The sequence below is a fragment of the Yoonia sp. genome, from assembly GCF_014859355.1.
GTDB lineage: Bacteria > Pseudomonadota > Alphaproteobacteria > Rhodobacterales > Rhodobacteraceae > Yoonia.
Map to the genome: position 1 here is coordinate 61,007 of NZ_JACUUJ010000004.1, position 26,593 is coordinate 87,599.

22 protein-coding genes and 1 pseudogene are annotated in these 26,593 nt (G+C 61.5%); 10 read left to right on the forward strand and 13 right to left on the reverse strand.

What is annotated here, in order from left to right; genetic code table 11:
- Positions 1 to 31 precede the first annotated feature (31 nt).
- The 5 genes from bchY to IBX59_RS03025 form a co-directional block, all read right to left on the reverse strand.
- On the reverse strand, positions 32 to 1,636 hold the full coding sequence (bchY, locus tag IBX59_RS03005; RefSeq protein WP_296372264.1) for a chlorophyllide a reductase subunit Y: 1,605 nt from the start codon (positions 1,634 to 1,636) through the stop codon (positions 32 to 34).
- Complete coding sequence (locus IBX59_RS03010) at positions 1,626 to 2,630, reverse strand: chlorophyllide a reductase iron protein subunit X (protein WP_296372267.1); 1,005 nt, start codon at positions 2,628 to 2,630, stop codon at positions 1,626 to 1,628. Before IBX59_RS03010 ends, bchY begins: the two co-directional genes overlap by 11 nt.
- The gene (gene bchC / locus IBX59_RS03015; RefSeq protein WP_296372271.1) at positions 2,627 to 3,565 is read right to left on the reverse strand and encodes a chlorophyll synthesis pathway protein BchC; all 939 of its coding nucleotides are present in this window, start codon (positions 3,563 to 3,565) and stop codon (positions 2,627 to 2,629) included. Before bchC ends, IBX59_RS03010 begins: the two co-directional genes overlap by 4 nt.
- 117 nt (positions 3,566 to 3,682) lie before the next feature.
- Entirely contained in the window at positions 3,683 to 4,819 is a 1,137-nt protein-coding gene (locus IBX59_RS03020) for a methyltransferase (RefSeq protein ID WP_296372273.1), read from the reverse strand.
- Positions 4,819 to 5,700, reverse strand: a complete 882-nt coding sequence (locus tag IBX59_RS03025; RefSeq protein ID WP_296372276.1) for a polyprenyl synthetase family protein — start codon at positions 5,698 to 5,700, stop codon at positions 4,819 to 4,821. The genes IBX59_RS03020 and IBX59_RS03025 overlap by 1 nt, the downstream gene beginning before the upstream one ends.
- Positions 5,701 to 5,787: 87 nt before the next feature.
- Between IBX59_RS03025 and crtD the strand changes: the two genes are divergently transcribed.
- Both crtD and crtC read left to right on the forward strand, forming a co-directional pair.
- Positions 5,788 to 7,338, forward strand: coding sequence for a 1-hydroxycarotenoid 3,4-desaturase CrtD (crtD, locus tag IBX59_RS03030; protein WP_296372278.1), 1,551 nt, complete (start codon positions 5,788 to 5,790; stop codon positions 7,336 to 7,338).
- Positions 7,305 to 8,174, forward strand: coding sequence for a carotenoid 1,2-hydratase (gene crtC, locus IBX59_RS03035; protein WP_296372353.1), 870 nt, complete (start codon positions 7,305 to 7,307; stop codon positions 8,172 to 8,174). Before crtD ends, crtC begins: the two co-directional genes overlap by 34 nt.
- Before the next feature lie 19 nt (positions 8,175 to 8,193).
- On the opposite strand, the gene IBX59_RS03040 is transcribed toward crtC, so the two are convergent.
- The 5 genes from IBX59_RS03040 to IBX59_RS03060 form a co-directional block, all read right to left on the reverse strand.
- On the reverse strand, positions 8,194 to 8,832 hold the full coding sequence (locus tag IBX59_RS03040) for an ATP-binding cassette domain-containing protein (protein ID WP_296372279.1): 639 nt from the start codon (positions 8,830 to 8,832) through the stop codon (positions 8,194 to 8,196).
- Positions 8,825 to 10,468: an ABC transporter permease gene (locus IBX59_RS03045; protein WP_296372355.1), complete on the reverse strand. Its 1,644-nt coding sequence runs from the start codon at positions 10,466 to 10,468 to the stop codon at positions 8,825 to 8,827. Before IBX59_RS03045 ends, IBX59_RS03040 begins: the two co-directional genes overlap by 8 nt.
- Positions 10,469 to 10,534: 66 nt before the next feature.
- Positions 10,535 to 11,734, reverse strand: a complete 1,200-nt coding sequence (locus IBX59_RS03050) for an ABC transporter substrate-binding protein (RefSeq protein ID WP_296372281.1) — start codon at positions 11,732 to 11,734, stop codon at positions 10,535 to 10,537.
- Between the two features lie 12 nt (positions 11,735 to 11,746).
- The gene (locus IBX59_RS03055; protein ID WP_296372282.1) at positions 11,747 to 12,355 is read right to left on the reverse strand and encodes a CDP-alcohol phosphatidyltransferase family protein; all 609 of its coding nucleotides are present in this window, start codon (positions 12,353 to 12,355) and stop codon (positions 11,747 to 11,749) included.
- A gap of 102 nt (positions 12,356 to 12,457) precedes the next feature.
- Entirely contained in the window at positions 12,458 to 14,461 is a 2,004-nt protein-coding gene (locus tag IBX59_RS03060; protein WP_296372284.1) for a hydantoinase/oxoprolinase family protein, read from the reverse strand.
- Between the two features lie 114 nt (positions 14,462 to 14,575).
- Between IBX59_RS03060 and IBX59_RS03065 the strand changes: the two are divergent.
- Both IBX59_RS03065 and IBX59_RS03070 read left to right on the forward strand, forming a co-directional pair.
- Positions 14,576 to 14,746 (forward strand): annotated as a pseudogene (locus tag IBX59_RS03065) (M20/M25/M40 family metallo-hydrolase); the annotation flags it as partial.
- A 54-nt stretch (positions 14,747 to 14,800) separates the two neighbouring features.
- Positions 14,801 to 15,292 (forward strand): transposase, encoded by a 492-nt coding sequence (locus tag IBX59_RS03070; protein ID WP_296372286.1) that lies wholly within the window; start codon positions 14,801 to 14,803, stop codon positions 15,290 to 15,292.
- Between the two features lie 61 nt (positions 15,293 to 15,353).
- Here the strand turns inward: IBX59_RS03070 and panC are convergent, their stop codons facing one another.
- A complete protein-coding gene (panC, locus tag IBX59_RS03075; RefSeq protein ID WP_296372288.1) occupies positions 15,354 to 16,196 on the reverse strand; it encodes a pantoate--beta-alanine ligase in 843 nt (280 codons plus the stop codon).
- Positions 16,193 to 17,017, reverse strand: coding sequence for a 3-methyl-2-oxobutanoate hydroxymethyltransferase (gene panB, locus IBX59_RS03080; protein ID WP_296372356.1), 825 nt, complete (start codon positions 17,015 to 17,017; stop codon positions 16,193 to 16,195). The genes panC and panB overlap by 4 nt, the downstream gene beginning before the upstream one ends.
- Positions 17,018 to 17,140: 123 nt before the next feature.
- Between panB and IBX59_RS03085 the strand changes: the two genes are divergently transcribed.
- The 6 genes from IBX59_RS03085 to IBX59_RS03110 all read left to right on the forward strand — a co-directional run bounded on the left by IBX59_RS03085 (position 17,141) and on the right by IBX59_RS03110 (position 23,683).
- On the forward strand, positions 17,141 to 18,616 hold the full coding sequence (locus IBX59_RS03085) for an ABC transporter substrate-binding protein (protein WP_296372290.1): 1,476 nt from the start codon (positions 17,141 to 17,143) through the stop codon (positions 18,614 to 18,616).
- A gap of 33 nt (positions 18,617 to 18,649) precedes the next feature.
- Entirely contained in the window at positions 18,650 to 19,591 is a 942-nt protein-coding gene (locus IBX59_RS03090) for an ABC transporter permease (protein WP_296372292.1), read from the forward strand.
- Complete coding sequence (locus IBX59_RS03095) at positions 19,588 to 20,406, forward strand: ABC transporter permease (RefSeq protein WP_296372295.1); 819 nt, start codon at positions 19,588 to 19,590, stop codon at positions 20,404 to 20,406. Before IBX59_RS03090 ends, IBX59_RS03095 begins: the two co-directional genes overlap by 4 nt.
- Positions 20,403 to 21,986, forward strand: a complete 1,584-nt coding sequence (locus IBX59_RS03100; protein WP_296372296.1) for an ABC transporter ATP-binding protein — start codon at positions 20,403 to 20,405, stop codon at positions 21,984 to 21,986. Before IBX59_RS03095 ends, IBX59_RS03100 begins: the two co-directional genes overlap by 4 nt.
- 64 nt (positions 21,987 to 22,050) lie before the next feature.
- Positions 22,051 to 23,079, forward strand: coding sequence for a P1 family peptidase (locus tag IBX59_RS03105; RefSeq protein WP_296372298.1), 1,029 nt, complete (start codon positions 22,051 to 22,053; stop codon positions 23,077 to 23,079).
- Positions 23,080 to 23,209: 130 nt separating this feature from the next.
- Complete coding sequence (locus tag IBX59_RS03110; RefSeq protein ID WP_296372301.1) at positions 23,210 to 23,683, forward strand: host attachment family protein; 474 nt, start codon at positions 23,210 to 23,212, stop codon at positions 23,681 to 23,683.
- A 61-nt stretch (positions 23,684 to 23,744) separates the two neighbouring features.
- On the opposite strand, the gene IBX59_RS03115 is transcribed toward IBX59_RS03110, so the two are convergent.
- Positions 23,745 to 26,522 (reverse strand): cation-transporting P-type ATPase, encoded by a 2,778-nt coding sequence (locus IBX59_RS03115; protein ID WP_296372303.1) that lies wholly within the window; start codon positions 26,520 to 26,522, stop codon positions 23,745 to 23,747.
- Positions 26,523 to 26,593: the final 71 nt, after the last annotated feature.

Here is a 26,593-nt window from a genome sequence, read left to right on the forward strand (position 1 = left end):
GCGCCCCCTCCAACATATGCAGAACGCACCATCATATCATCTGCTCCGCCGCTGCCACACGCGCTTGCTTTTCGAGCTTTTTCTGATGCTGGGCGCGGAAATCCGGGCGCAGGTTCGGCGCACCTTCCCAGACACCGGCGGTATCACCATTACCGACGCCTTCGAAAAACGCGCGCATCGTGTCCATCTTTGCCTTGCCCGCAATCGCGGCATTCACCACCTGCGCCAGTGAACCAGCACCCGCCGGCCCCATCAGTGGACGGGCCGAAATTAGGTTCGTGAAATAAAGCGCCGGGATGCCATGTTCCTTGGCGTGCTGCACCACGGGTGTCGTGCCAATCGCCAGATCTGGCTTGATCGCATCGACCGCCGCCAGATCATCCTCAAGCGAGGCACGATAAACCACTTTTACACCACGCACAGACAGCCATTCAGCATCGGCGCGGGACCATTCCGTTTTCGGGCAGGCAGTCCCGACATAGGGCACATCCGCGCCGCTTTCGATCAGCAGACGTGCAACCAGCAATTCAGATCCTTCGTAGCCGGACAGTGTGACCGTGCCAGTGATCTGCGATCCGGCCAATGCGGCCTTGATCGCGGGAAGGAAAGCATTTTGCGCTGCTGCAATCTGGTCGGGGCTGACGTTATACGCGTCGCCAATCGCGGCCAGCCACGCAGCGGTGCCATCATGCCCCACCGGAGCCGATCCGATAATCTTGCGGCCTGCGGCCTGAAATTCACGGATACTGGCGGTATAAAACGGGTGGATCGCCGCCGCGACACCACAATCAAGTGCTGCATAAAGCTCGCGCCATTCGCGGGTGGGCACAACCGGACCAGCGGCCAGGCCCATGGGGGCCAGCATCGCGCCGATCATCATCGGATCAGCGGGGAACATTTCCCCCAACAGCGCCACGGTCGGACGGTCCGATTTACCGCCCACAGGGCGGGCAACGGGGCCTGCCTTGATCTCGGCGCGGGCGTAATTCAGCATGGCACCTGCCAGCACATCCTTGGCCTCGGCATGGGTCGGGATGCCGAAACCGGGCACGTCTATGCCCACGATGCGCACGCCGTTGATTTCCTTTGGCAGCAGCCGCAGCGGCACACCCGATGCCGTCGGCACGCACAGGTTCGTCACCACGATCGCGTCATAACGATCAGGATCGGCCATATCATGGACCGATTCGCGGATATCCTCGAACAACTTGCCCGTGACCAATGTTTCGGAATTGAACGGCACATAGCCGACTGACCGGCGCGCGCCATAGAAATGCGACACGAATGTCAGGCCATAAACACAGCAGGCAGACCCTGACAACACCGTCGCCACGCGTTTCATCCGCAGGCCCACACGCAAAGATCCGAACGCAGGGCACATCGACTGTGGCTGGTCATGTGGCCCTTGCGGATAATCCCGCGCATACTGATCCAGAATTTCCGATTTGCCAGCGGCACGGGCCGCGGCTGCCATCGTGGCAGCACCGGCGCTGCAACCGCCATCCAGCGCTGTCTTGGCAACATCAGGCGACAGGTCATGCGGCACGTCATCGCGCGCCACACCTTCGATGATACGGACCTTGCCCGCCTCGTCATAGCCGACTTCATAACCTTGGGTGTCTGCATCATGCGTCATCATAAATGACCTCAAGGCTTTCCATCGGCTTGGCGTTCTTACCGCGCATGTCGATGTCGGTGGCTGGAACAAGCTTGTAATCGCCGCCGGTATCCTTGGCATCGAACAACCCCAGCAGTCCGTCCTGATCCAGCGGGTTCGGGCGTACGGGCGGGGCAATACCCACGGCATCGGCCAGACCTTCAAACATCGCGCCCCATTGGCTTTGGTGGGTGCCGACAATCTGGTAATTCGCGGATTTCTTGCGCAGGTCATCATCTTGTGGAATTGCTGCCAAAATCGGAATGCTGACCGCCTTGGCAAAGGCCTGCGCCTCGCCGGTGCCGTCATCCTTGTTGATCACAAGACCAGCCACACCGACGTTGCCACCCAGCTTGCGGAAATATTCCACCGCCGAACAGACGTTGTTGGCCACATAAAGCGATTGCAGATCGTTGGATGCGACCAGAATGACCTTTTGCGCCATATCGCGGGCAATCGGCAGGCCAAAGCCGCCACACACCACATCACCCAGAAAATCCAACAGGACATAGTCGAAATCCCAATCATGGAACCCCAGCTTTTCCAGCAGTTCGAACCCGTGGATGATCCCGCGACCGCCGCAACCGCGGCCCACCTCTGGCCCGCCAAGCTCCATCGCAAAGACGCCGCCGCGTTTGAAACAGACATCGCCAATCTTGACCTCTTCACCGGCGATTTTCTTTTTCGCCGATGTTTCGATGATCGTCGGGCAGGCCTTGCCGCCGAACAGAAGGCTGGTGGTGTCGGATTTCGGGTCGCAGCCGATCAGCAGCACGCGTTTGCCCATTTCGGCCATCATGTGCGACAGGTTGGCCAGCGTGAACGATTTGCCGATCCCGCCCTTGCCATAGATTGCGATAATCTGGGTTTTCGATGTCGGTTCGCCCTGCGGCACTTCCAGCGACGGTTCTTCATGCGCTTCGTCACGCAGACGCTGATCGAAATCCTTCAGGTTCGGAATTTCGTCTTTCATGCGGTTCCCCAGTTCAAAATCATTTTCAGGCAGGCCGGATCGGTAAAGGCCGTTTCATAGGCCTGCGGCGCTGCGTCTGCCGGTTGTTGGTGTGTAATCAGATCGGCCAATTCCAACGCGCCCGCCTCGACCAGTGACTTGGTTGCGGTCATGTCGGCAGGTGTCCATTCCGCGCTAACGCGGAAACGGGCCTCTTTCATGAAAGCGGGAGGAAAGGCGAATTGCAGCGGCGCGGTATAAAAGCCCGCCAGCACGATTTCGCCACCCTTGGAGATGCGGCCAATCAGGTCATTCAGTAAATCACCGCGACCCGATGCATCGTAGATCGACATGTAATCGCGGCGCGGATCCGATTCCGGTGTCATCACCTGATATCCATCAGCGCCATCCATGCGCTGCGGGTCAATTTCCCAAACAGTCGGCGCAGGCGCACCGGCGGCAATCGTCAGCCGCGCCAGCAAACGCCCCAGCACACCGTGGCCAATAATCAGGTCAGGCACAGCCTTGTTCGGCCCGGCCATCGCGTGGCGCGCCGTGGCAGCCAACGCAAACAACGCGCCCGCAGCGCCCATGCCGGGATCAATCCGTGTGACGCGCGCAGCCTTGGTGACAAGCGTTTGCGCCGCACCGCCGAACAGGCCAAAGGCCCCGTCGTAACAACTGGCCCCCGGCACAAAGACATGTTCACCAACGCGAAAACCGCTATCGGCGCCCGCCTCGACAACTTCGCCGGCGGCCTCGTATCCGGGGATCAACGGGTATCCCATGCCGGGAAACGGCGGCATCTTACCGGACCAGAACAGTTTTTCGGTGCCCGTGGAAATGCCGGAATGCCGGATCGCAACAATAATATCATCCGCAACCGGCGGGATCAGCCCAACGGTATCAAGCCCCAATTGGCCCGGTGCGGTTAATATTACGGCGTTGCTTTCCAACGGGTTTTCCTCCTGTCGCGGCCCCCTGGTAGGGTTTCTCACGACGCTTTGTCCTATCTGTCAGTTTAACCTGACATTACGATCTGTCAATTACTTTAGACATAATTGGTGTCAACTTTACCTGACACCCTGCACAACCGACGTGACAAAGGGCCGGGCGCTGCGCATTTTGCTGACATTGGTGAACCCGGCTTTTTGCAGCAGGGCGCAAATTTCATCTGCAGACCGCGCCCGCCCTGTGCGCATCGCCATGCAATACAGGGCAAAATACGCATCCCCCGCGCGCTGCGGTTTGTTACCGCCGGTCATGGGTTCGGAAATCACGATGCGGCCACCAGCGGGCAGGGCAGCATGGGCCGCGCGCAACAGCGCCACGACAGTGCTGTCAGCATGATCATAAAGCACCCGCACAAGGCTGATCACATCCGCCCCGGTTGGCAGCGAATCATCCCGGAACGACCCGGACACAATCTTTGTGCGCGCGGCGATGCCGGCCTTTTCGAATCGTTCCTGCGCGGCAGGCACCACGGCAGGCAAGTCAAACAGCGTCAGCGACAGGTCGGGATAAGCGGCGCCAACTGCCTGCACAAATGCCCCGGTGCCGCCGCCCACATCCATCAGCCGCGCAGCACCACGCAGATCGACAGCGGCCAGCGTATCATCGGCCACCAGCACTTGGCTGTCAGCCATCAATCGCGAATAGGTGGCGGTCACCTCTGGGTCGGTCGCGCCGCCAGCGCCAAAAACATAGGGCCAGAAACCGGCCAGTTCGGTTTCCACCTCTCCCCTGAAGAACGCGACCGGATCGGCCAGATCACGATACAGCACATCATGATGGGCGATCATCCCCGCCAGCCCCGGCACACCGGCCAGCGCAGCCCCGCGCGTAGTCAGCGCATAGCACCCGTTGCGCCGCCGTTTCAGCAGGCCAAGGGCCACGGCGCCCGATAACAAAACCTGCATACGCGGCGATGGCACTTGGCAGGTAGAAGCCAGCGCATCCAACGGCATTTCGCGCTGCAACAACATCAGCGGCACATCCAGTTTAACCAGCGCCTGCAAGATTTGCGAATGGCAAAACCCGGCCACAAGGTCGAACATCGCGTCGCCTTCGGACCGGACAATGCGCCGCGTCAATGGAAACCGCGCCGCCCATTTCTGAAAACCGCGCGATGCGGCAAGCCGCGTCAGCCAAGACGACGCGTGCCCGGTGTCACGCGCAGGCCGCAGCCCCGGCAGATCCACGTCGGCCATTATTCACCCGGCACTGTCGGTTTCACGCGGGCACCGGCGGGCACCAGTTTATCCGCATAGGCGCGCACCATCTGCGCCAGCGCCGCTTCGCCCGGGCAGGCCGGAATCGACGAAATCGCGCCGCCAAGAATATCATCAAACCGCCGGATGGCCCCCTGCACACCCAAGGACGCCACCGCGTTGGGCCGCCCGTGCAGATCATCCTGACCGGCGGGTTTACCCAGTTCATCCACATCGCACAACGCATCGCGCAGGTCGTCAGCGACCTGAAACGCCTCGCCCAGTCGCGCGCCCAGCTCTTCCCATGGCTCGGCGTCCTGTCCGGCGGCAACAGCGCCCATTTGCGTCGCCGCAATGAACAGCGCGCCGGTCTTGGCTTGGTGATAAGCCGACAGATCAATCTGATCTTCGCTTTCCCATCCTTGCCCCGCGCAGATGCCAAAGGGCATGCCGGTGCGCTTGCCCAGAATGTCGATCAGGCCCAGCGCGCGTGCGGGCGTCACAGCCCCGGCCTGGGCCAATATCTGAAACCCCATGATGATCAGGCTGTCACCCGTCAGCACCGCCAATGGTTCGGAAAACGCGCGATGCACAGCGGGTTTGCCCCTGCGCAAATCGGCATCGTCAAAACAGGGCAGGTCGTCATGGACAAGGCTCGCGCAGTGGATCAGTTCAAGCGCGACAGCCGCCGCATTGGTCAGACCGGGCCGGTCATCGCCACAGGCCATGGCCACCGACATCAGAATGGTCGGCCTGATCCGCGCACCGCCCGGCGTCACTGCATATTCCAACGCCGCCGCCAGCCGCGCCGGGGCAACCCCGCCCTGACCTTGCTGAATAGCCGCCGTCATCGTCGCCGCGATCCGGTCCGAGATTTTCATGCGCGTCTCCTTTTCCATTCCATAGTGTCCATTTTAGTTTACATGTGTCAATGTAAATCCAATGAGACACAGCGATAGAAAGATCGGATGACGCAGAAATCACCCAAGGTGGTCATCATCGGTGCAGGCATCGGCGGGTTGGCGACAGCGCTGCGGCTGGCCCATCAGGGGTATGCGGTCACGGTGCTGGATATGCATGGCGCGCCTGGCGGCAAAATGCGGGTGGTGCCATCTGCCGCCGGGCCGGTTGATGCAGGCCCAACTGTGCTGACCATGCGTCCGGTGTTCGACGCATTGTTCGCCGATGTGGGCACGGCGCTGGACGATCACCTGACACTGACACCCCTTGCAACATTGGCGCGGCATTATTGGGACGATGGGGCCATGTTGGACCTGATGGCAGACCCGGATGCCAGCCTTGCCAATATCATCGCCACATTTGGGGCCAAGACGGGCGCAGAATTTGCCGCCTTTTCGGCCCGCGCCAAACGGCTGTTCGTGGCCTTTGACCAACCCATGATGCAAACACCCGAACCGGACAGCGGCGCAGTCACCCGCACCGTCCTGCGCCGTCCCGCCCTGATCCGCGACATGGCCCCGCATTGCAGCCTTGCTGGCCTTTTGCGCCGGTCTTTTTCTGATCCACGTCTGGCGCAGCTTTTCGGGCGTTATGCCACTTATGTTGGCGGCTCACCTTACCAATCCCCTGCGATACTGTCGCTGATCTGGCAGGCCGAGGCGCTTGGCGTCTGGACCGTTGCAGGCGGGATGCACCGGCTGGCGCAGGTCATTGCCGGACTGGCCGCAGATCGGGGTGCCGCGTTTCACTATGATACGACCGCCACGCGCATCACGCGGCAAGGAAGGCGAATCACCGGCGTGGAAACCCCGGGCGGGCATATCCCCGGCGATATCGTGGTTTTCAACGGCGATCCACGCGCACTGCGAACAGGATTGCTGGGCGATACCTTGCGCGAAACGGTGTCCCCCCGCGCCACGGAACCCCGCAGCCTGTCGGCCTATGTGCATGCCTTTGCCGCAGCCCCTATCGGGCCGCCGCTGGCGCATCACACGGTGTTTTTCGCGCATGAGCCAAAGGCGGAATTTGCCGCAATCGCCAAGGGCCGGATGCCGCTGGATGCAACGCTGTATCTTTGCGCACAGGATCACGGCACCGTTGCCGCCGATGCGCCGCAACGGTTCGAAATCATCATGAACGCCCCCCCCGTGTTACAAGACCCCGAAAAGGAAAAACCCCAATGTCAGACACTGATTTTCGACCGTTTCCGCCAGTTCGGGCTGCGGTTCAGCCCGGAGCCGGGACCAGAGACCCTGACAACGCCGCAGGGGTTCAACACACTCTTTCCGGCCAGCAACGGTTCACTTTACGGGCGCAGCCCACATGGGATAATGGCGGCATTCAAACGCCCGACAGCACGCACGACAGTGCCGGGGCTATACCTGTGCGGGGGGGGCGCGCATCCGGGGGCGGGGGTGCCGATGGCGACACTCTCCGCCCGGCACGCGGCCGCGGCGATCATGACGGACCATGCTTTGCCCTTGACGTCCCGCCCAATGGCTACGCGTGGTGGTATGTCGATGGGATCAGCGATTGCGGGACCAAAGCGGTCAGCGTGATCGGGTTTATCGGGTCGGTGTTTTCACCGTGGTATGCGTGGTCAGGGCGGCGCGATCCGGCCAACCACTGTTGCATCAACGTCGCCACCTATGGCCCCGGCGGACGGTTCACCATGACGGACCGCGGACGCGCGGCGCTAAAATCAGAGACGAACACACTGCACGTCGGCCCATCATCAATGCACTGGACCGGCGATAAGCTGGTCATCGACATCGACGAAATCAGCAGCCCGCCGGTCATTTCGCGGGTGCGCGGGCAAATCACCGTCACGCCCCGCGCGGTCACATCGGTCGAACTGCCGCTGACACCTGACGGCGCCCATGTCTGGCGGCCCTTTGCGCCTTCGTCAGACATTACCGTCGATCTGGAGGCAAAGGGCTGGCAATGGTCCGGCCACGGGTATTTCGACGCAAATTTCGGCACCCGCGCGTTGGAACAGGATTTCAGTTTCTGGACATGGGGCCGGTATCCGACCAAGTCAGGCGCGACCTGTATCTATGACGCGACCCGCCGCGACGGCACAACGCTGGACACCGCCGTGGCCTTTGATGCGGATGGCACCGCGCGCATCGTCGATGCCCCGCCGCGCACCCCGTTCAAACGATCCCTATGGCAGGTGCGCCGCGAAACCCGCGCCGACCCCGGCGTGACGCCGAAACAGGTGCTGAACATGCTTGACGCGCCGTTCTATTCAAGGTCCGCCGTGCAAACCCGGCTGAGCGGGGAAGTCGTGACCGGGGTGCACGAAGCGCTTGACCTGAACCGCTTTGCATCGCCCTTGCTGAAACCGATGCTGGCAGTCCGGGTGCCAAGGCGGAAGGGGTGGCGCTCTTAAAGCGGCATACGCGCACTGCTCACCCATCTCCCAAAGTCACAATCACCCCACCTGCGGCCCGTGCATCCTCGGCGTCATGTGTCACCATCAGCACCGGTAGCGCGCGGGCCTTGGCGCGGTCAAAGACCATATCGCGCACTTGCGCGCGCAGGGCGGCATCCAGTCGGGAAAACGGCTCGTCCAGCAGCAGCGCGCAGGGGTCTGACAGCAGCATCCGCATCAACGCGACCCGCGCCTTTTGCCCGCCTGACAGGGTGGCGGGGTCGCGGTCAGCGAAACCGGCAAGGCCAACCTCGTCCAGCGCCTCATCGACGCGCGCCTGCCGATCGGCGGCGCGGCCACCGGGGCGCAGGCCAAAGGCAAGGTTCGCCCCCACCGACAAATGCGGAAACAACAGATCATCCTGAAACAAAATGCCCACGCGGCGCATGTGCGGGGCGGCGTGGGTAATGTTGTGGCCGTCCAGCCAGACCGTGCCAGAGGCAGCAAAATCCGGCGCCAGCGTGCCGGTGATGAACGCCAGCAGCGTTGATTTCCCCACACCCGACGGCCCCATGACCGTCAGCACATCGCCCGGCCCGATATGGTGATCGACGCTCAACAGTGGCGCACCGCCCTTGGTGATCGTCACGTCGCGCAGGGTCAGCCCCTTATCCATGCCGTAGCCCTTTCCTGTTGCGCCAGACCAGCGCGGGGATCATCAGCGCCAGCGCAAATGGCACCAGCGCCGCACCCGTCTGCATCAACCCGTATACCCCGATGGCGCGGCGATCACCCCCTGATGCCAGCGCCACGGCTTCTGTCGTCAGCGTCGCCACACGCCCCCCACCGATCAACAGTGTCGGCAGGTATTGCCCGACAGATACCGCCAGCCCCACCGCCAGCGCCGTCAGCACCGGACGCAGCAGCATCGGCAGGCGCACGCGCCACAGCACACCGCCGGGGCTGGCCCCCAAGGCCGCGGCAATCGTGCCCATGCGCAAATCCCACGCGCGAAACGGATCGGCCAGCGACAAAAACACATAAGGCAGCACGAACACCAGATGCGCCAGCATCACAGGCCCGCGCCCGATATCGGCACCCATATTCAACAAAAGCGTCTGCAAACCGGGCAAAAAGGCTGTTTGCGGGATCAACAGCGGAAGATACAACAGCCAGATGCCCCGCTGGCTGATCCGCAGGCCATAGCGGTATTCGGCCTCAAGACAACCGATGGTCAGCAACAAGGCGACAACGGCAACCGTCACGGCGATCAGCGCGGTTTCGCCCAGCGCATCCAGCGTGCCGGGGCCGTGGCGCAGCCAGTTGCGCCACGTGAATTGATCAGGCAGCAGGTCGGGAAAGCTCCAGAATCCGGCCACCGACCAGACTGCCAGCACCGCCAGCCCCAGCAAAACCGCCAGCGCCGACACCGCCCCAAGGCCCAGCGCCGCACCTGCCACCATACCGTCGCAGCGCCCGCGCGCGCCCGTCGCGATCCAGCGGTGCCCCAGCCGGCCCACCACGATTTCCCCCAGCCGCCAGAATGCCAGCGCACCAATGACCAACACCAGTTGCAGCAGCGCGCCCGCCGCGGCCTCCAGTCGCATGGCAAGGTCGGGGTTCGACATCCATTTCACGATCTGCACCGACAGCGACGGCGGCGTGTTCGGCCCCAGGATCACGGCAACATCGACGACCGACATGGCATAGGCCAATACCACGTAAACCGGCGGCCTGATCTGGGCATAGACGCGGGGAAACACGGTTTTCAGCCAACCGGTCAACCGCCCGTAACCCAACGCCTGCGCGATGGTGACACTGCGGCGCGCGTCGGTCTGCCCCAATGCGGCCAGCGTGATCAGCAGCAGAAAAGGCACCTCTTTCACCACCAGCCCGGCGGTCATGGCCAGCCCCCATGTGTCCTGCACGATCAGCAGATCGGGGGGTCTGTCCCAGCCGGTGACATGCGGCGACAGCACGCGCGCAATCCACCCCGACGGCGCAATAAGAAACGCCAGCCCGAATGCGGCGGCGGCATGCGGCACCGACAAGAGCGGCGACAACAGCCGTTCCAACGCGCGAAAGGGCCGCGTGCCGGACCAGCCCGCGGTGATCAGCACAACGATGGACAATGAAATGACCGTCGCCAACACGCCCGTGGTCAGCGACAGGAGCACCGCGCGCGGCAACCCCGCCCATGCGAACAGATCGCGAAACGGATCAAGCGATGGCCCGGTCAGCCCTGCGGCTGGCAAATGCCCGAACGCGGGCAGCAGTGTGCCCCACAGCCCGGCCACCACCGGCCCCAACATCGCAAGCAATGTCAGAACCGGCAAGGCAGGCGGCAAACGCCAGATACGCGCCGAACGGGTCACGTCTTACTGCGCGACACCATAGCGGGTCATCCAGTCGTCTGCGACGCGGGTCATCCAGCTTGGGTGGGGTTCCGCCTGCACGGCACCCAGTTCAGCGGGCGAAAGCGTTGCAACGCCAAGTTCCAGCGCATCGAACAGCGCCCGGTCATCCGCAGACAGCGCATCCATGTTCAGAACGGTGCCATATCCAAGGATCGCAGGATCTTGGGCGCGCGCCTGTGCATGCGGCGACATCAGGAAATTGGCGACAACCATGGCACCGGCCTTGGACCCCGAATTATAAGGGATCGCGACAAAGGACGCATTGCCGATCGTCCCTTTTTCCAACACGAAAGTGCGCACCGTGTCGGGCAGTTCAAAGTTTGCAATCGCAGTCGAGGCCGCACCGGGGCTGAAAGAAATCGACAAATCCAGTTCGCCGTCTGCGATCAGCGGGAACATCGCCGTGCCGGTCGCCGGATAGGCGCGGCCTTCGCGCCAAAGATTTGGGGTCAGCGCATCAAGATAGTCCCACAAGGGGGCTGTGACCTCGGCGTAGTTTGCATCAGTTGCCGGCTGCGCGAGCACTGATGGATCATCAAGAATATCGACGATCACCTGCTTCAGGAACGTCGTGCCAAGAAAATCCGGGGGCTGTGGATAGCTGAAACGCCCCGGGTTCGCCTGCGCCCATTCCTGCAATTCCTGCATCGACCCCAAGCTGTCAGGCATCGTTGCTGTATTATGGACAAACACGACCTGCGCCATGGCCCAAGGCGATTCATAACCTTCGACAGGCACGGTGAAATCGGTCTGCACCGTCTTGCCATCCACATCGACCAGTGCCCAGTTCGGCAGTTGTTCGGCATAGGGACCAAACAACAGGCCCGCATCCTTCATCGCGGCAAAGTTGGCGCCGTTGATCCAGATCATGTCAATCGCGCCGTCATCATCTTCGCCTGCCTGTTTTTCTGACAGCACGCGGGTCACGGCATCGGCGGTGTCGGTCAGTTTGACGTGTTCCAGCGTGACACCGTATTCCGCCGCCACCTGTTCCCCGACCCATGCGATGAATTCATTTGTGGTCGTGGACCCGCCCCAAGCGTTCCAGTAAACGGTCTGGCCTGCAGCCTGTTCCAACACGGCATCCCAATCGGCGGGGTCGGGGTTGGCAAGTGCGGGCAAAGGGGTCAGCAGGGCAGCAAGAACGGCAAGGTGTTTCATGTATTCAGTCCTTTAGTTGGTATAGATCTGTTTGGCGGCGTAAATCCGCAAAGTGGCTGTCAGAAAACATAGCGTTCCGAACACCCACGCAAACGGGGCGAAATAGGTTTCAAACAGACACAGCAGGACAAAAAACACGATAGTCTCTGTCCCTTCCAATATACCGTTTGAGTAATAAAGCGTTTTCTGCCCCTGCGCATCGGTCTGATGCCCGTGCTTTTCAGCCAGAATTGCATAGCCCAGAAAGCTGGTGCCGTTAAAATAGAATGAAGCAAGCAGAAACGCACCCGCCGCCCCGTTCCCTGCCGGATCGGCCCAGACAAAGGCCATGGGAATCGCGCCGTAGAACAGAAAATCGACTGCGATATCCAGATAACCGCCAAAATCCGTCTTGCACGTGGCCCGCGCCACCGCGCCGTCCAACCCATCGGCCAAACGGCTGGCCAGCAACGGGATCAGCGCCCAAACAGTCCATCCCAGCGCGATCAGCAGGGCCGCGAACAGCCCCAGCGCCAACCCGATCAAAGTGACGCCATTCGCCGTAAAGCCGCGCGCGGCCAGGCCAACGCCAATGGCGTTCAGCGGTGGGTCAATCCATTGGCGGGCATGGCGATCTAACATCTGGACCCTTCAAGGTTTTGCCATCTTTTGACCCACGCAACCCGCGCGCGCAATCTGGGTTACGGAAATGTGAGCAATCGCGCACAAACTGACACAATCAGATCAACCCAGCGCGATCCGCGGGCGGCCCTGTGCGGTGACCCTGATCCGCGCCTCGATAAACATCGGCTGACCCTCGATCGCAACCTCGTCGATGTCGCGGTCGGTGGTCAGGCGCATTTCTTCGACACCAGCGGCGCGTGCGCGGGCGCGGGCATCCTCTGTCAGGGCCAGTTCAAGCGCGGTCATCGCCGCATCGCGGTCGGCAAAGCGTTGTGGCCCATCCGGCAGATGCACCACGTACACACCCGCGCCGGCACTGGTGACAACCCCGCTGGCCTGCATTGCGACCTGCCCCACGACCGCGCCAATCGCATTGGCCACATCGGCATGTTCGGGCACAATCATACGCGTGCCCAGCCTGTTACCCACAGGCCCGTAATAGGCCCCTGCCGACGCCCCCAGCCCGATCACCGGCACCCCCAGCGCGGTGCGCATCTGCAACAGCCCCTGATGCCCGTCCAACCCCGCCATGGTCAGCGGGTGGCGGGCCAGTGCGGCGGGATCATCCCAATCGCGGCTGTCCTCGGCAAAGGCGGTTTGCAACAGGCAATCGACCGTCTGCACGGTCAACTGGTCCACGATCATCTGCGCCAGCGCGACAGGGCCATCCGCAACCCGCTGCCCTGATCCGATCCGTCGACGGGCAAACAGCGTTAGCGCCTTGATGGCCGCATCGCTGTCCCATGCGCCGACCCGGCCCAGCACATGTGCGGCGTCGGATGGCGTCACGCCCGCCAGCATCACTAGCCCGCGCGCGGCCAGTCGCACCAGCGCCGGGGTCTCGGTGCGCGATTGCACGGCGTGGCCCAACCGCAGCGGCCCATCCGTCAGACGCGCGACTATCGCGGCTTCGCGTTTTTCCAGACCGACGGGCGCGGCATCCCATTGCGGGATAACGAACTGCCCGCCATCCAGGGCGGGCACATCATGCGCCAAGGCGCGGTCCAGCGCGTCATGCACCAGTGCGGGAAACCGTTTTGCCGCCAGCGAAATCGGCATCAACCGGCGCGGGCCAAGGTGCAGGCCACTCTCCAACCCGTCAACCACATGCACCGCGCTGTCGCCCCCCAACCCTGTGGTGCGCATCGCGACCGCCTCGACCATGGTGCGATGTGGGCCGACGCGGGCGCCCTGCGGGTCAATCATCGGGCGCCCGCCCTGCAGCATGCAGACATCGGTCGTAGTTCCGCCGATATCGCTGACCAGCGCGTCCGCCTCGCCTGTCAGCCAGCGGGCGCCTGCGATTGATGCGGCGGGGCCACTCAGGATCGTTTCAATCGGTTTCTCGCGGGCAACTGCCGCCGATACCAATGCCCCGTCACCACGCACGACCATCAGGCGGGCGTGGATACCTGCCGCAGCCAGATGCCGCTCGCACGCTGTGATCAGCCCGTCGATCATCCCAATCAGCCGCGCGTTCAGCACAGCGGTCAGCGCCCGTTTCGGCCCGCCCAGCGCATTTGACAACTCGTGCGAACAGGTCACAGGCTTGCCCGTCAGGTCGCGGATCATATCACGCGCGGCCAACTCATGCGCGGGGTTGCGGGTGGCAAAACTGGCAGCGACGGCAAAACCGGAAATCCCCGCATCCAGCCCATCAAGTGCTGCACGCAGGGCCACCAGATCAAGCGGCGCCACCTCGCCGCCCGCGTGGCTGTGCCCACCGGCCAGCGTGATGACAGGATCACCGCGCAACGCGTCCTCCAACCCTGCACGGCCCAGTTCGGCGGCGGCAAACCCTATGAACACCAGCGCAATGCGCCCACCCTGCCCTTCGACCAGCGCGTTGGTCGCCAACGTTGTTGACAGCGACACCATCGCGATATCGGCAGGCACGACACCGGCCTGCGCGACGGCGGCGTCAATCGCCGCACCCACACCGACTGACAGATCGGGCCGCGACGTCAGCGCCTTGGCCTTGGCGATCACCTGATCTGTCACCTCGTCCAGCACAATCGCGTCAGTATAGGTGCCGCCTGTGTCCACGCCCAAAAGATACGCCATGCTCTGTCCCTGCCTTGTCTGCGCTCTCTTAGCCATGAATTGGCGATTGTGTCGATGCGTTCCTTTACCAATAATCGGGTCATGACCACGAATTTGACCCAAGCCATCACCGACCGACGCGAAGTGGCGTGGGCGGGTGATTGCATGCATTTCAATAGCCATATTGACATGGTTGCAGTTGGCCGCGACTGGACGGTGGACCCCTTTGGTGGTGGTTTGATCGACGGAAAAATCTACGGACGCGGGGCCAGCGACATGAAATTCGGGCTGGCAAAGATATTGATGCCGTAGGATGGGTGATTTCACCCATCATTAACCTTCTTCCGCCACAACCAAGAAATGACCCGTTATCGCAGGTATCGTCGAACTGGCGGCACCTATTTCTTTACCGTGAACCTTGCCGACCGAACGTCAACGCTTTTGGTCGATCACATCGACACATTGCGTCAGGCGTTTGTTCAAACCAGTGCTGAGCGGCACATCATCGTCAACGCCATGGTCATTCTGCCCGACCACCTGCACGCTGTCTGGACCTTGCCAGAATGTGACGCCGATTATTCAACAAGGTGGCGATTGATCAAATCGCGATTTTCCAGAACCGTTGGAACACGTCAGCCGCGAAGTGCTTCGCAGGTTGCCAAGCAGGAACGGGGTATCTGGCAGCGGCGGTTTTGGGAACATACAATTCGGAACGAATGCGATTATAACGCACATATTGCATATTGTTGGGGCAACCCCGTCAAGCACGGGCTTGTGGCACGCGCAGCAGATTGGCCTTTTTCATCCATCCATCGCGACATCAAGGCGGGTTTGGTGAACGCGGATTGGTAGGGACGGGGCATGGGTGAAACGGGCATGGGTGCAAGCACCCATCCTACATTGATAGAAATCGCTAAACCGCGATGTTGTCGATCAAACGCACGCCGGCCAGCCATGCCGCCGCGAACAGCCGCGCACCGGGTTTGGCCTGATCCAGCAGCGACAGGTCATCGCCGTCGCGCAGTTCCAGATAGTCGATTTTCGTGAACCCCGCCGTCAGTATCCGCGCCTTTGCGTCGGGTGTAATCTGGGCCATCGTCGCACCGTTCAGCAGTTGCGCCCGGATGTCCTGCATCACCTCGGCCAGCATGGGCGCCTTGATGCGTGCCCGGTCCGACAACAGCAGGTTGCGCGACGACATCGCCAGCCCGTCCTCTTCGCGGATCGTTGGGCAGCCAACGACCGTGACCGGAATATCAAGATCGGTGGCCATGCGCCGGACCACCTGCAATTGCTGGTAATCCTTTTCGCCAAAGAACGCGAAATCGGCACTGGTCTGCAAAAACAGTTTGGGTACCACCGTCGCCACGCCATCGAAATGCCGGGGGCGCGTGGCACCGCACAACATATCGGTCAGACCCGCGACAGTGACCGTGGTGGCGAAACCTTCGGGGTAAATCTGATCCGGCGACGGCACATAGATCAGGTCAACGCCGGTCGATTCCAGCTTGCGCGCATCGTCTTGTTCCGTGCGCGGATAGCTGTCCAGATCAGAGGGGTTGTTGAACTGTTTGGGGTTCACAAAAATCGTCACTATCACCCGGTCACAGGCGGCCCGCGCCGCACGCGCCAGCGACAAATGCCCCTGATGCAGCGCGCCCATCGTCGGCACGACGCCGATGGTGTCGCCCGCCTTGCGCCAGATCGCGGTCTGCGCCCGCAGCCCCGCCAGCGTCCGTTCGATCGGCGCGATCACTTTGGGGCCTCGTCCGCGAACACATGTTCCGCTGCCGGAAACGCCCGCGCGCGCACGTCGGCAGCATAGGCGGCAACGGCTGCGGCCCCGTCATCGCCCAAATTGGCATAGCGTTTGACGAATTTCGCCTTGAACGCGGTGAACAGCCCCAACATGTCATCCACCACCAAGATCTGGCCATCGCAGCCCGCACTGGCCCCGATCCCAATGGTCGGGATCGGGACAAGCGCCGTGATGTCATCCGCTAACCGCTCGGGCACCTTTTCCAGCACCACGGAAAACGCGCCCGCATCGGCCACCGCCTGCGCATCGGCCAGCAGCGCATCGCGCGCCGCGCCCCGCCCCTGCACCTTGTAGCCGCCCAGCGTGTTGATCGACTGTGGCGTCAGCCCGATGTGGGCCATCACCGGAATGCCGCGCGCCACCAGAAAGGCGATGGTTTCGGCCATCGTCACGCCACCTTCCAGCTTGACCGCACCCGCGCCGGTTTCCGCCATCAGCCGGGCGGCATTGCGAAACGCTTGTTGCGGGCTTTCCTCATATGACCCAAATGGCATGTCGATCACCATCATCGCGCGCGACAACCCGCGCGCCACGGCCTGCCCGTGCATGATCATCATCTCCATTGTCACGCCCAGCGTCGACGGCAAACCGTGCAGCACCATGCCCACGCTGTCACCCACCAGCACAAAGTCGCAGTGTGCGTCCATCATCTGCGCCATCGGCGTGGTGTAGGCCGTCAGGCTGACCAGCGGCGTGCCCCCTTTGGCGGCGCGGATATCATCCGGCAGGGGGTTGCGTTTTTTCGCTGTCGCGCTCATCTCGTCCTCCGGCATGATGCGTGTTGCGGCGGCAGATAGCAGCACGCCCGCGCGCTTTCCAGTGGCAAGGGCTTGATTTGCCCACACGTTGGGTCAAGACTGCCCTGAACAATGGGGGATACCATGCACCATTTCAAACGCATCATTGCGGCGACTGCCATTATCCTTTGCGCGCCCGCCGCCATGGCGCAGGACAGCATCACCGTCGCGATCCAGTTGGAGCCACCGAACCTTGACCCCACCAGCGGGGCGGCACAGGCGATTGACAGCGTGCTTTACGCCAATGTGTTTGAGGGGTTGACCCGTTTCGCCGCTGACGGCGCAATCGTTCCAGCGCTGGCCGAACGCTGGGCGGTGTCGGATGACGGGCTGACCTATCTGTTCATGCTGCATGACGGCGTGACCTTTCATGATGGCACACCGATGGACGCAGAGGATGTGAAATTCAGCCTTGACCGCGCCCGCGCCGATGACAGCACCAATGCGCAAAAGGGGCTGTTTGCAGGCATTTCCAATGTCACCGTGGTTGATCCGCTGACCGTACAGATCACGCTGGACCAGCCCGACGGGATGTTCCCGTTCAACATGGCGTGGGGTGACGCGGTGATCGTCGCACCCGAAAGCATCGACAACATCGCCAGCACCCCTATCGGCACCGGGCCTTTTGCCTTTGCCGACTGGGTGCAGGGCGACCGCATCGAACTGGTGCGCAATGCTGATTATTGGGGCAATCCGGCCGCGTTAGGGTCTGCAACCTTTCGTTTCATCAGCGACCCGACCGCCGCCTTTGCCGCCGTCATGGCCGAGGATGTGGATGCCTTTGTCGGCTTTCCCGCCCCTGAAAACCTGCCACAGTTTCAAGCCGACCCGCGGTTTCAGGTGCTGATCGGCAATACAGAAGGCGAGACGATTCTGGCGATGAATAATCAAAGACCGCCTTTCGACAACCGGCTGGTGCGCCAAGCCGTCGCCCATGCGATCGACCGGCAGGCCATCATTGACGGTGCGATGTTCGGCCTTGGCACACCGATTGGCACGCATTTCGCCCCGCATCACCCCGATTATCTGGATATGCTGGGCAATTCGCCCCATAACCCCGAAAAGGCGCGCGCCTTGCTGGCCGAGGCGGGTTTCGCAGACGGCTTTACCACCACGTTGAAACTGCCCCCGCCCAGCTACGCCCGACGCGGCGGCGAAATTATCGCAAGCCAACTGCGCGCCGTTGGTATCCAGACCGAAATTACCAATCTGGAATGGGCGCAATGGATCGAGGAAGTTTTCACAAACAAGGATTTCGGCCTGAGCATCGTCAGCCACACCGAACCGATGGATATCGGGATTTACGCCAACCCTGATTATTATTTCCAGTATGACAACCCATCCTTTCAGGCCGTCATGACCCAGTTGAACGCAACAACAGATGAAGGCGGGCGCAGCGCCTTGCTAAAGGCAGCGCAGCGGATCATCGCAGATGATTACGTGAACGGCTATCTGTTCGAACTGGCCGTGGCGACAGTGGCCAAGGCCGATATTCGCGGGTTATGGGTGAACCAGCCAACCGCTGCGGTTGACTTGACTGCGGTCCGCCGGGCTAACTGATCTGATGCAGGCGGCAGGTTCATTGGGGCCGGCATGATCCGTTATACCCTTGGCCGCCTGACATCGCTGACCGTCAGCCTGATTGTCGCCTCACTGGTGATTTTCGCGGTGATCGAGGTGATCCCCGGCGATCCTGCGGCATTCATGCTGGGCGTCAACGCACGGCCCGATACGATCGCCGCGCTGCGGGCGGAAATGGGGCTGGATCAGCCACTGTTCCAGCGGTATTTCGCATGGGTCGCAGGCATGTTGCAGGGCGATTTCGGCACATCATGGACGTATAAAACCCCCGTGGCCGACCTGATTAGCGCCCGGATCTGGGTGTCGCTGCCGCTGGCGGCCTATGCGCTGATCCTGTCCACTGCCATCGCCTTTCCTGCGGGCATATATGCCGCCAGCCGCAGGGGTGGCGCGGGTGACATCACGATCATGGGGGCCACGCAACTGGGTGTTGCCATCCCGAATTTCTGGTTCGCGATGATCCTTGTGCTGATCTTTGCCGTCAATCTGCGCTGGTTTTCCGCAGGCGGCTTTCCTGGTTGGGGCAACCCCGCACTGGCACTGAAATCGCTGACCTTGCCCGCCATTGCACTGGCCCTGCCGCAGGCGGCGATCCTTGCGCGCGTAATGCGGTCATCGCTGCTGGACATGCTGGGCGAGGATTTCATCCGCACCGCCCGCGCCAAGGGGCTGACCCGCCGTCAGGCGCTTTGGCGGCACGCGGTGCGCAACGCGCTGATTCCGGTGCTGACCATTTTGGGGCTGCAATTTTCGTTCCTGCTGGCGGGTGGCATCATCATTGAACAGGTGTTTTTCCTGCCCGGTCTGGGGCGGCTGATCTTTCAATCCATCAGCGCGCGCGACCTGATCGTGGTGGAAAGCGTGGTGATGCTGTTGGTCTTTCTGGTGATCGTGGTGAATTTCGCGGTTGATCTGGCCTATGCTGCCGTTGACCCAAGGCTGCGGCGCAGATGAGGGCACGCAACCTGATCATCGGGGCGGCGCTGACGGCGGTTTTCATCGCGCTTGCGGTGATGTCGTTCTTCTGGACGCCCTATGACATTGCAACGCTGGATATTCCGGGCAGGTTGAAAACGCCGGGCGCTGCGCATCTGTTGGGCACCGATCATTTCGGGCGCGATATCCTGTCGATGATCATGATGGGTGCGCGCACATCCATCGCGGTGGCGCTGGTTGCCGTGGGGATTGGTATGGCACTGGGTATCCCGTTGGGGCTGCTGGCGGCCGCACGGCATGGCTCGCTACTGGATGAAATCATCATGCGCGGCAATGATCTGATCTTTGCCTTTCCGTCGCTGGTGATTGCCATTCTTATCACGGCTGTTTTCGGTGCCTCTGCGGTGAATGCGATCATCGCGATCGGAATTTTCAACGTCCCTGTCTTTGCCCGCCTGACGCGCAGCGCGGCCCTGCCCCTGTGGGAACGTGATTTCATCCTTGCCGCCCGCGTCTGCGGCAAATCGGCGGCGCGCATTTCGGTGGAACATATACTGCCCAACATCGCCAACCTGATGATCGTGCAGGGCACGATCCAGTTCAGCCTTGGGATACTGGCCGAGGCGGCGCTGTCCTACATCGGCCTTGGCGCACAGCCGCCCACGGCCAGTTGGGGGCGGATGCTGGCGGACGCGCAAACGCTGGTCAGCATCGCGCCGCATGTCGCACTGATCCCCGGTTTTGCGATCCTGCTGATGGTGTTGGGGCTGAACCTGCTGGGGGACGGGCTGCGCGACTGGTTGGACCCACGGTTGCGGGTGGCGCGGGTATGAAGCTGCTGGACATCAAGAACCTTTCGCTGCGGATCAACACCGCGCCAATCCTGCATAACGTCAGCCTGACCATGCAGCCGGGCGAAATCACCGCCATCACCGGCGAAAGCGGGTCAGGCAAATCCATGACGGCGCTGGCGATCATGGGGTTGCTGCCGCAGGGTGCTGTGCCCGGCGGGCAGATCATGCTGGATGGCACCGACATTTTGCAAACGCCCGAACCTGCCCTGTGCAAGATGCGCGGCAACACGATGGGCATGGTATTTCAGGAGCCGATGACCGCGCTGAACCCGCTACAGACCATCGGCGCACAGGTGGCCGAAACGATCCTGATCCATGAAAAGACGACCAAGGCGCAGGCCCATGCGAGCGCCGCAGCAATGCTGCAACGTGTCGGGTTGGACCAGCCACCCAGCCGTTACCCGCACGAACTGTCCGGTGGGCAGCGTCAGCGCGTTTGCATCGCCATGGCCATCGCGCGGCATCCAAAACTGCTGATCGCGGATGAACCGACGACTGCGCTGGATGTAACAACGCAGGCGCGCATCCTTGCTTTGCTACGCGGCATCGTGCGCGATTTTGACATGGGGCTGTTGCTGATCACGCATGACCTTGCCGTTGTGGCCGATGTGGCCGACCGGATTGTTGTGATGGAAAAAGGGCGCGTGGTGGAAACAGGCCCAACGCAGCACCTGCTGCAAAACATGCAGCACCCCTACACCCGCGCGCTGTTCGCCGCCTCGACCCACCGTGTCGATCTGCCGGCGCACAAAGCGGCGCCACCGCTTTTGACAGTGCGCGGCGTGACCCGCGCCTATCCCCCGTCGCGCAAAACCCTGCTTGGCCCGCGCCATCGGTTCAAGGCGCTGGATGACGTCAGTTTCCATATCGACCATGGAGAACGCGTCGGGCTGGTGGGCGAAAGCGGCAGCGGAAAATCGACACTCACACGAGCCATATTGGGGTTAGAGGCCGTCCAGCAAGGCCAGATCACGCTAGACGGCCAGCCCGTTTTCACAGGCCACAAACCCAACATCGCGGTGCGGCGCCAGATGCAGGTGGTGTTTCAGGACCCCTATAGCAGCTTCAACCCCCGCCACCGGGTCGCGCGGCTGATCACCGAACCGTTTCACCTGCTGGAAAATCCGCCCAATGGTGCGGCACGTGACAGGGCGATTGCCAATGCCCTGCGCGATGTCGGCCTGTCGCCGGATGATGCGAATAAATACATTCACGAATTTTCCGGCGGCCAGCGCCAGCGGATCGCCATCGCGCGCGCGCTGATCGTGCAACCCGAACTGATTATCTTTGACGAAGCGGTTTCCGCGCTGGATGTTTCCGTGCGCGCGCAGGTGCTGGATTTGATCGCAGACCTTTGCCGCAAGCGCCCGCTGGCCTATCTATTCATCAGCCATGACCTGTCGGTCGTGCGGTCCATCACTGACAGGGTGCTGGTGATGCAGGCGGGCAAAATCGTGGAACAGGGCGCAACAGAGACTGTCTTGACCCGCCCCCGCCACCCCTACACCCAATCCCTGATCGCCGCCGCCCCCCGTTTGCCCGCGACAGGCGCGGCATAGTGGCGGCCTTGTTTTTCACCCCCGGCACAGCAATGATGCGCACCAACAGCAAAAGAGGTGACACGTGGCCCATGCATTCACACCCGGCCCGCGCAATCTGATCACCGATGTGGCCGGGCTGCGTGTTGGCAACGCGCAGGACGATCATATCAAGACCGGCACCACCGTTCTGGTCGGTGACGCGCCCTTTGTCGCCAGCGTGCATGTCATGGGCGGCGCGCCGGGCACCCGCGAAACCGACCTGCTGGCCCCTGACAAGACCGTGCAACAGGTCGATGCGCTGGTGCTGTCGGGCGGGTCTGCTTACGGGCTTGATGCCTGTTCCGGCGTCATGGACGGGCTGCGCGCGCAGGGGCGCGGATTTGTCGTGGGGCCTGTGCGCGTGCCCATCGTGCCGGGGGCAATTATATTCGACCTGATCAACGGCGGGGCCAAGGATTGGGATGAAAACCCCTATCACGCGCTAGGGCGGGCCGCGCTGGAGGCCGCAACACCCAATTTCGCCATCGGCACGGCAGGGGTGGGCACCGGTGCGCTGGTCGCGATGCAAAAGGGCGGGCTGGGGTCTGCCTCGTTTGTCTTGCCAGATGGCACAACCGTCGGTGCGCTGGTTGCTGTCAACGCCTTGGGCAGCGTGACCACCCCGGGGGACCGGCATTTCTGGGCCGCGCCATTCGAATGGAATGGCGAATTTGGCGGGCTTGGCCCTGATCCGCGCAGTGGGCTGTTCAACCCGGAACCCAGCCGCAAGGAAAATGCCATGATGCTGCGCAGCATGCAGGGGGCCAATACGACCATCGCAATCGTGGCGACCGATGCGCCACTGACAAAAACCCAATGTCACCGCATGGCCGTCGCCGCGCATGACGGCATGGCGCGCGCCATTGTGCCGGCCCACACGCCGATGGATGGTGATCTGGTGTTTGCCGTGGCAACCGGGTCCGGTCATCCCGTTGATCATTCCGCGATCCGCGATCTAGGGGCTGCCGCAGCCATATGCCTGAGCCGGGCGATTTGCCGCGCAGTTTACGCAGCAACCCCGACGACTGGCGACATCATCCCCACCTATCGCGACCTGCCGCCAGCACCGTGACGTGACCCGCCCCTGCGCCTTAACGCTGGTTAAGGTGCGCGTTCTTTTGACTGGTATCTGTCCAAAGTGATACGATCAGTCAGGTCAACCGGCCCGGATTTTCTTTATACAAAATAGAAGGACACCAACCTTGAAACTTGCACATAAAACTTGGGTTATCGTTGCGGATGGCGAAAAATTTCTATTGCTGAACAACAAGGGCGATCAGGATTTCCTGAATCTTGAGGTCGTAAAAGCAGAAACCAACCGCACCCCACCCGATCATGAACTGTCCGCAGATCGCCCCGGGCGCCAAAACGATGCGGCGCGGCAGGTCACCGGCGGAGTGGAGGCATGGGGCAAAAGCGCCATGGAAGAAACCGATTGGCACCGCGTTGCAGAAGAACGCTTTGCCAAGGAAACAACGGCAAAACTGCGCGAATGGGCCGCATCCGGGCGTTTTGGGCAGTTGGTTGTCATCGCCGATCCGCGCACATTGGGTGAAATGCGCGCCGCCTATGATGATGGCCTGCGGTCCGTCATTATCGCCGAAATCAACAAGGATCTGACAAAAATGCCGCTGGACAAGATTGAAAAATCAATTCTTGCTTATGAAACCGCCTAGATCGTAGCAGTCGCAGCAAGTGTTTTGACCCCACACAAAGCCGCAGACCGGGCGCGCATATTCAAGTTCGGTCATGGCGCGTCGGTATCGGGGCAAACCTGATCCACAGCTGGCCAAAGATCAACGGCACAACGCTTGCCCCCGCTGCCAGCAAAAGCCCTTTTGCCCCCGGCGGATCAAGGTTGAGCATTTTGGCAAGCGGCGGCAGCCAGACTGCCATTGCAATCAACCCAAGGCACAAAACGATCGCCCCCCAGACATAGGGGTTTCGGGTCACGTCATTGCGCAAGAATTCAGCGTCGTGATCGCGCAGATTGAAGACGTTCCAAAGCTGCGCCAGCGCCAGCGTCACAAAAGCCACGGTAATGGCACCGCCGATGCCCAGCATCAGCCAGTAAAGCGCCAGCACAAACGCACCCAGCGTTGCCATTGTGATGGCCAGACCCAGCACCGCAATCAGCACCCACCGCGGTTTGTCGATGATGGATTCTGACGGATCACGCGGCGGTTGCTGCATCACATGTTCATCACCTTGACCCAAGCCCAGCGCAAAGGCAGGAAACACATCGGTGACAAGGTTTAGAAAAAGGATTTGCAGTGGCAAAAGCGGCATGGGCAAACCACCACCGACAGCGATGCCGACGACCAGCACCTCGCTGACATTGCACGACATCAGATAAACCACAAATTTGCGGATATTATCAAAAATCACCCGCCCTTCACGCATCGCCGCAACAATCGACGAAAACGCATCATCACGCAGCACCATATCTGCGGCCTCTTGTGCGACTTGCGTGCCATGTGCGCCCATGGCAATGCCGATATCGGCTTTTTTCAGGGCAGGTGCATCATTTACACCGTCACCGGTCATCGCCACCACATGACCTGCGTTCTGAAACATCGCCACAAGCGTCAACTTTGTCTCGGGGGTGACACGGGCGAATACATCGGCATCCAGCATCTGCGCGCGTTGTTGGTCATCTGCTGTCTCAGGGTCCAGATCAGCGATCGCCGCGCCTTCGACGACGTTCAGTTCGCCATCCGACAGGCCAGCCTGCTGTGCAATGGCCCGTGCCGTATCGGCATGATCGCCGGTCAGCATGACAACGCGCACACCAGCCGAGCGGCTGGCCGCAATCGCATCTGGCACTTCTGCACGGATCGGGTCGCGCAAACCAACCAGGCCCACAAGCGTCAGCGCGTCAAATGGTGGCGACTCTGCATCGGCGTATTTCATTGCAAAGGCCAGAAGCCGCAGCCCGTCACTTGCGGCCTGCGCCTGACGGTCAGACCAGTCACGGCGGGCGGTATCATCCAGCGGCACGGGGCCATCCGCACCTGCCACCTGTGTGCAAGCCGCAATCACGGCTTCGGGCGCGCCTTTGACCGCGAACAGATATCCCCCGTCACCAACATGAACGGTGGCCATCATTTTCAAGCCAGGGTCAAAAGCATATTCGCGTTCCTCTGGATACGTCGCCAAAAGATCGGCGCGCGGCATTCCCGCTGCCTGCGCGGTGGCCAGCAACGCAATTTCCATCGGGTCACCTGTTGGCCCGTTCCGGGAATCTGCGCCCAGCTTGGCGTTGTTGCAAAATGCGCCGAGGCGTAGCGCCCAGCCAAGCCGATCATCAGTTGCAGGATCAACCGCTTGCCCCTGTGTGACAAACCGCGCACCATGATCCTGCACCGCAACATCACCACCCGCCAGAAAGTAACGCACCACCGTCATGCGATTTTCTGTCAGCGTGCCTGTCTTGTCTGTCAGGATCACGGTGGTTGCGCCCAATGTCTCCACCGATGACAATTGGCGGATCAGTGCATTGCGTGCGCTCATTCGCCACATGCCGCGCGCAAGACAAAGGGTTGCCACCACCGGCAACCCTTCTGGCACGGCAGCCACCGCCAGCGCGACCCCGGTTTGCAACATGATCATGATGTTATGGCCATGCAAAAGACCCGCACCAATCGTCAGGATCGCCAGCGCAACTGTCAGCCAGATCAAACGGTGCCCAAGCTGATCAAGCCGACGTTCAAGCGGCGCCGCGCCGGATAAGGAACGTTGCACCAGATCACTGATCTGGCCAAGCTCGGTTTGCATACCGGTGCCAACCACCAGCCCCACACCTGCGCCCTGCGTAATCGAGGTGCCTTTGAATACCATGCTAGTGCGGTCGCCAAGCACCGCATCAGCACGCACTGGCGCCACATCTTTGCCGACGGGAACTGATTCACCCGTTAGAACGGATTCATTTGCTTGAAGATTTGACGCCTCTGCCAACCGCAGATCGGCGGTCACTACGTCACCTGCGTCAAGCACGACCACATCGCCGGGCACCAGCTCTTGTGCTGGAATCAACTGCTCTGCACCGCCGCGTCGCACCCGTGTCTGCACCTCTGCAATCTGCATCAGCGCCTCCATTGACCGTGTGGCGCGCAGTTCCGTGACCAGACCGATCAAGCCATTGATCAGCAAGACGACGATGATGGCCAAGGCCTCGGGCAGATCGCCCATCATAAAGGACAGCGCCGCAGCGCCGGTCAAAAGCCAGACGATCAGGCTTTGGAACTGGTGCATGAGGATCGCAAAAAAGCTTTTGCGCCCGGCACGCCGCAGCTGATTGGGCCCGTGGGTTTCCAACCGACGCCGCACCTGCGCAGCAGAAAGCCCCGACACAGGATCCGTCGCAAGCTGTTTTGCGACGTCTTCGATCGTTTGCGCAAAGGCCGTCATGCGCCGGTCGCTGGTCATCTCGCGTTTCTTTGATTCCTTTACGAAACGCTCCATCATATCCATCAGCACACCAAGCGATGCATAAAACAGCCACTTTTTCGGCAAGCACACATTAACCCAGATCAATCTGACGATGACCTCACAATTCGCGCCCGGTTTTTGCGCCCGCTTGCCCC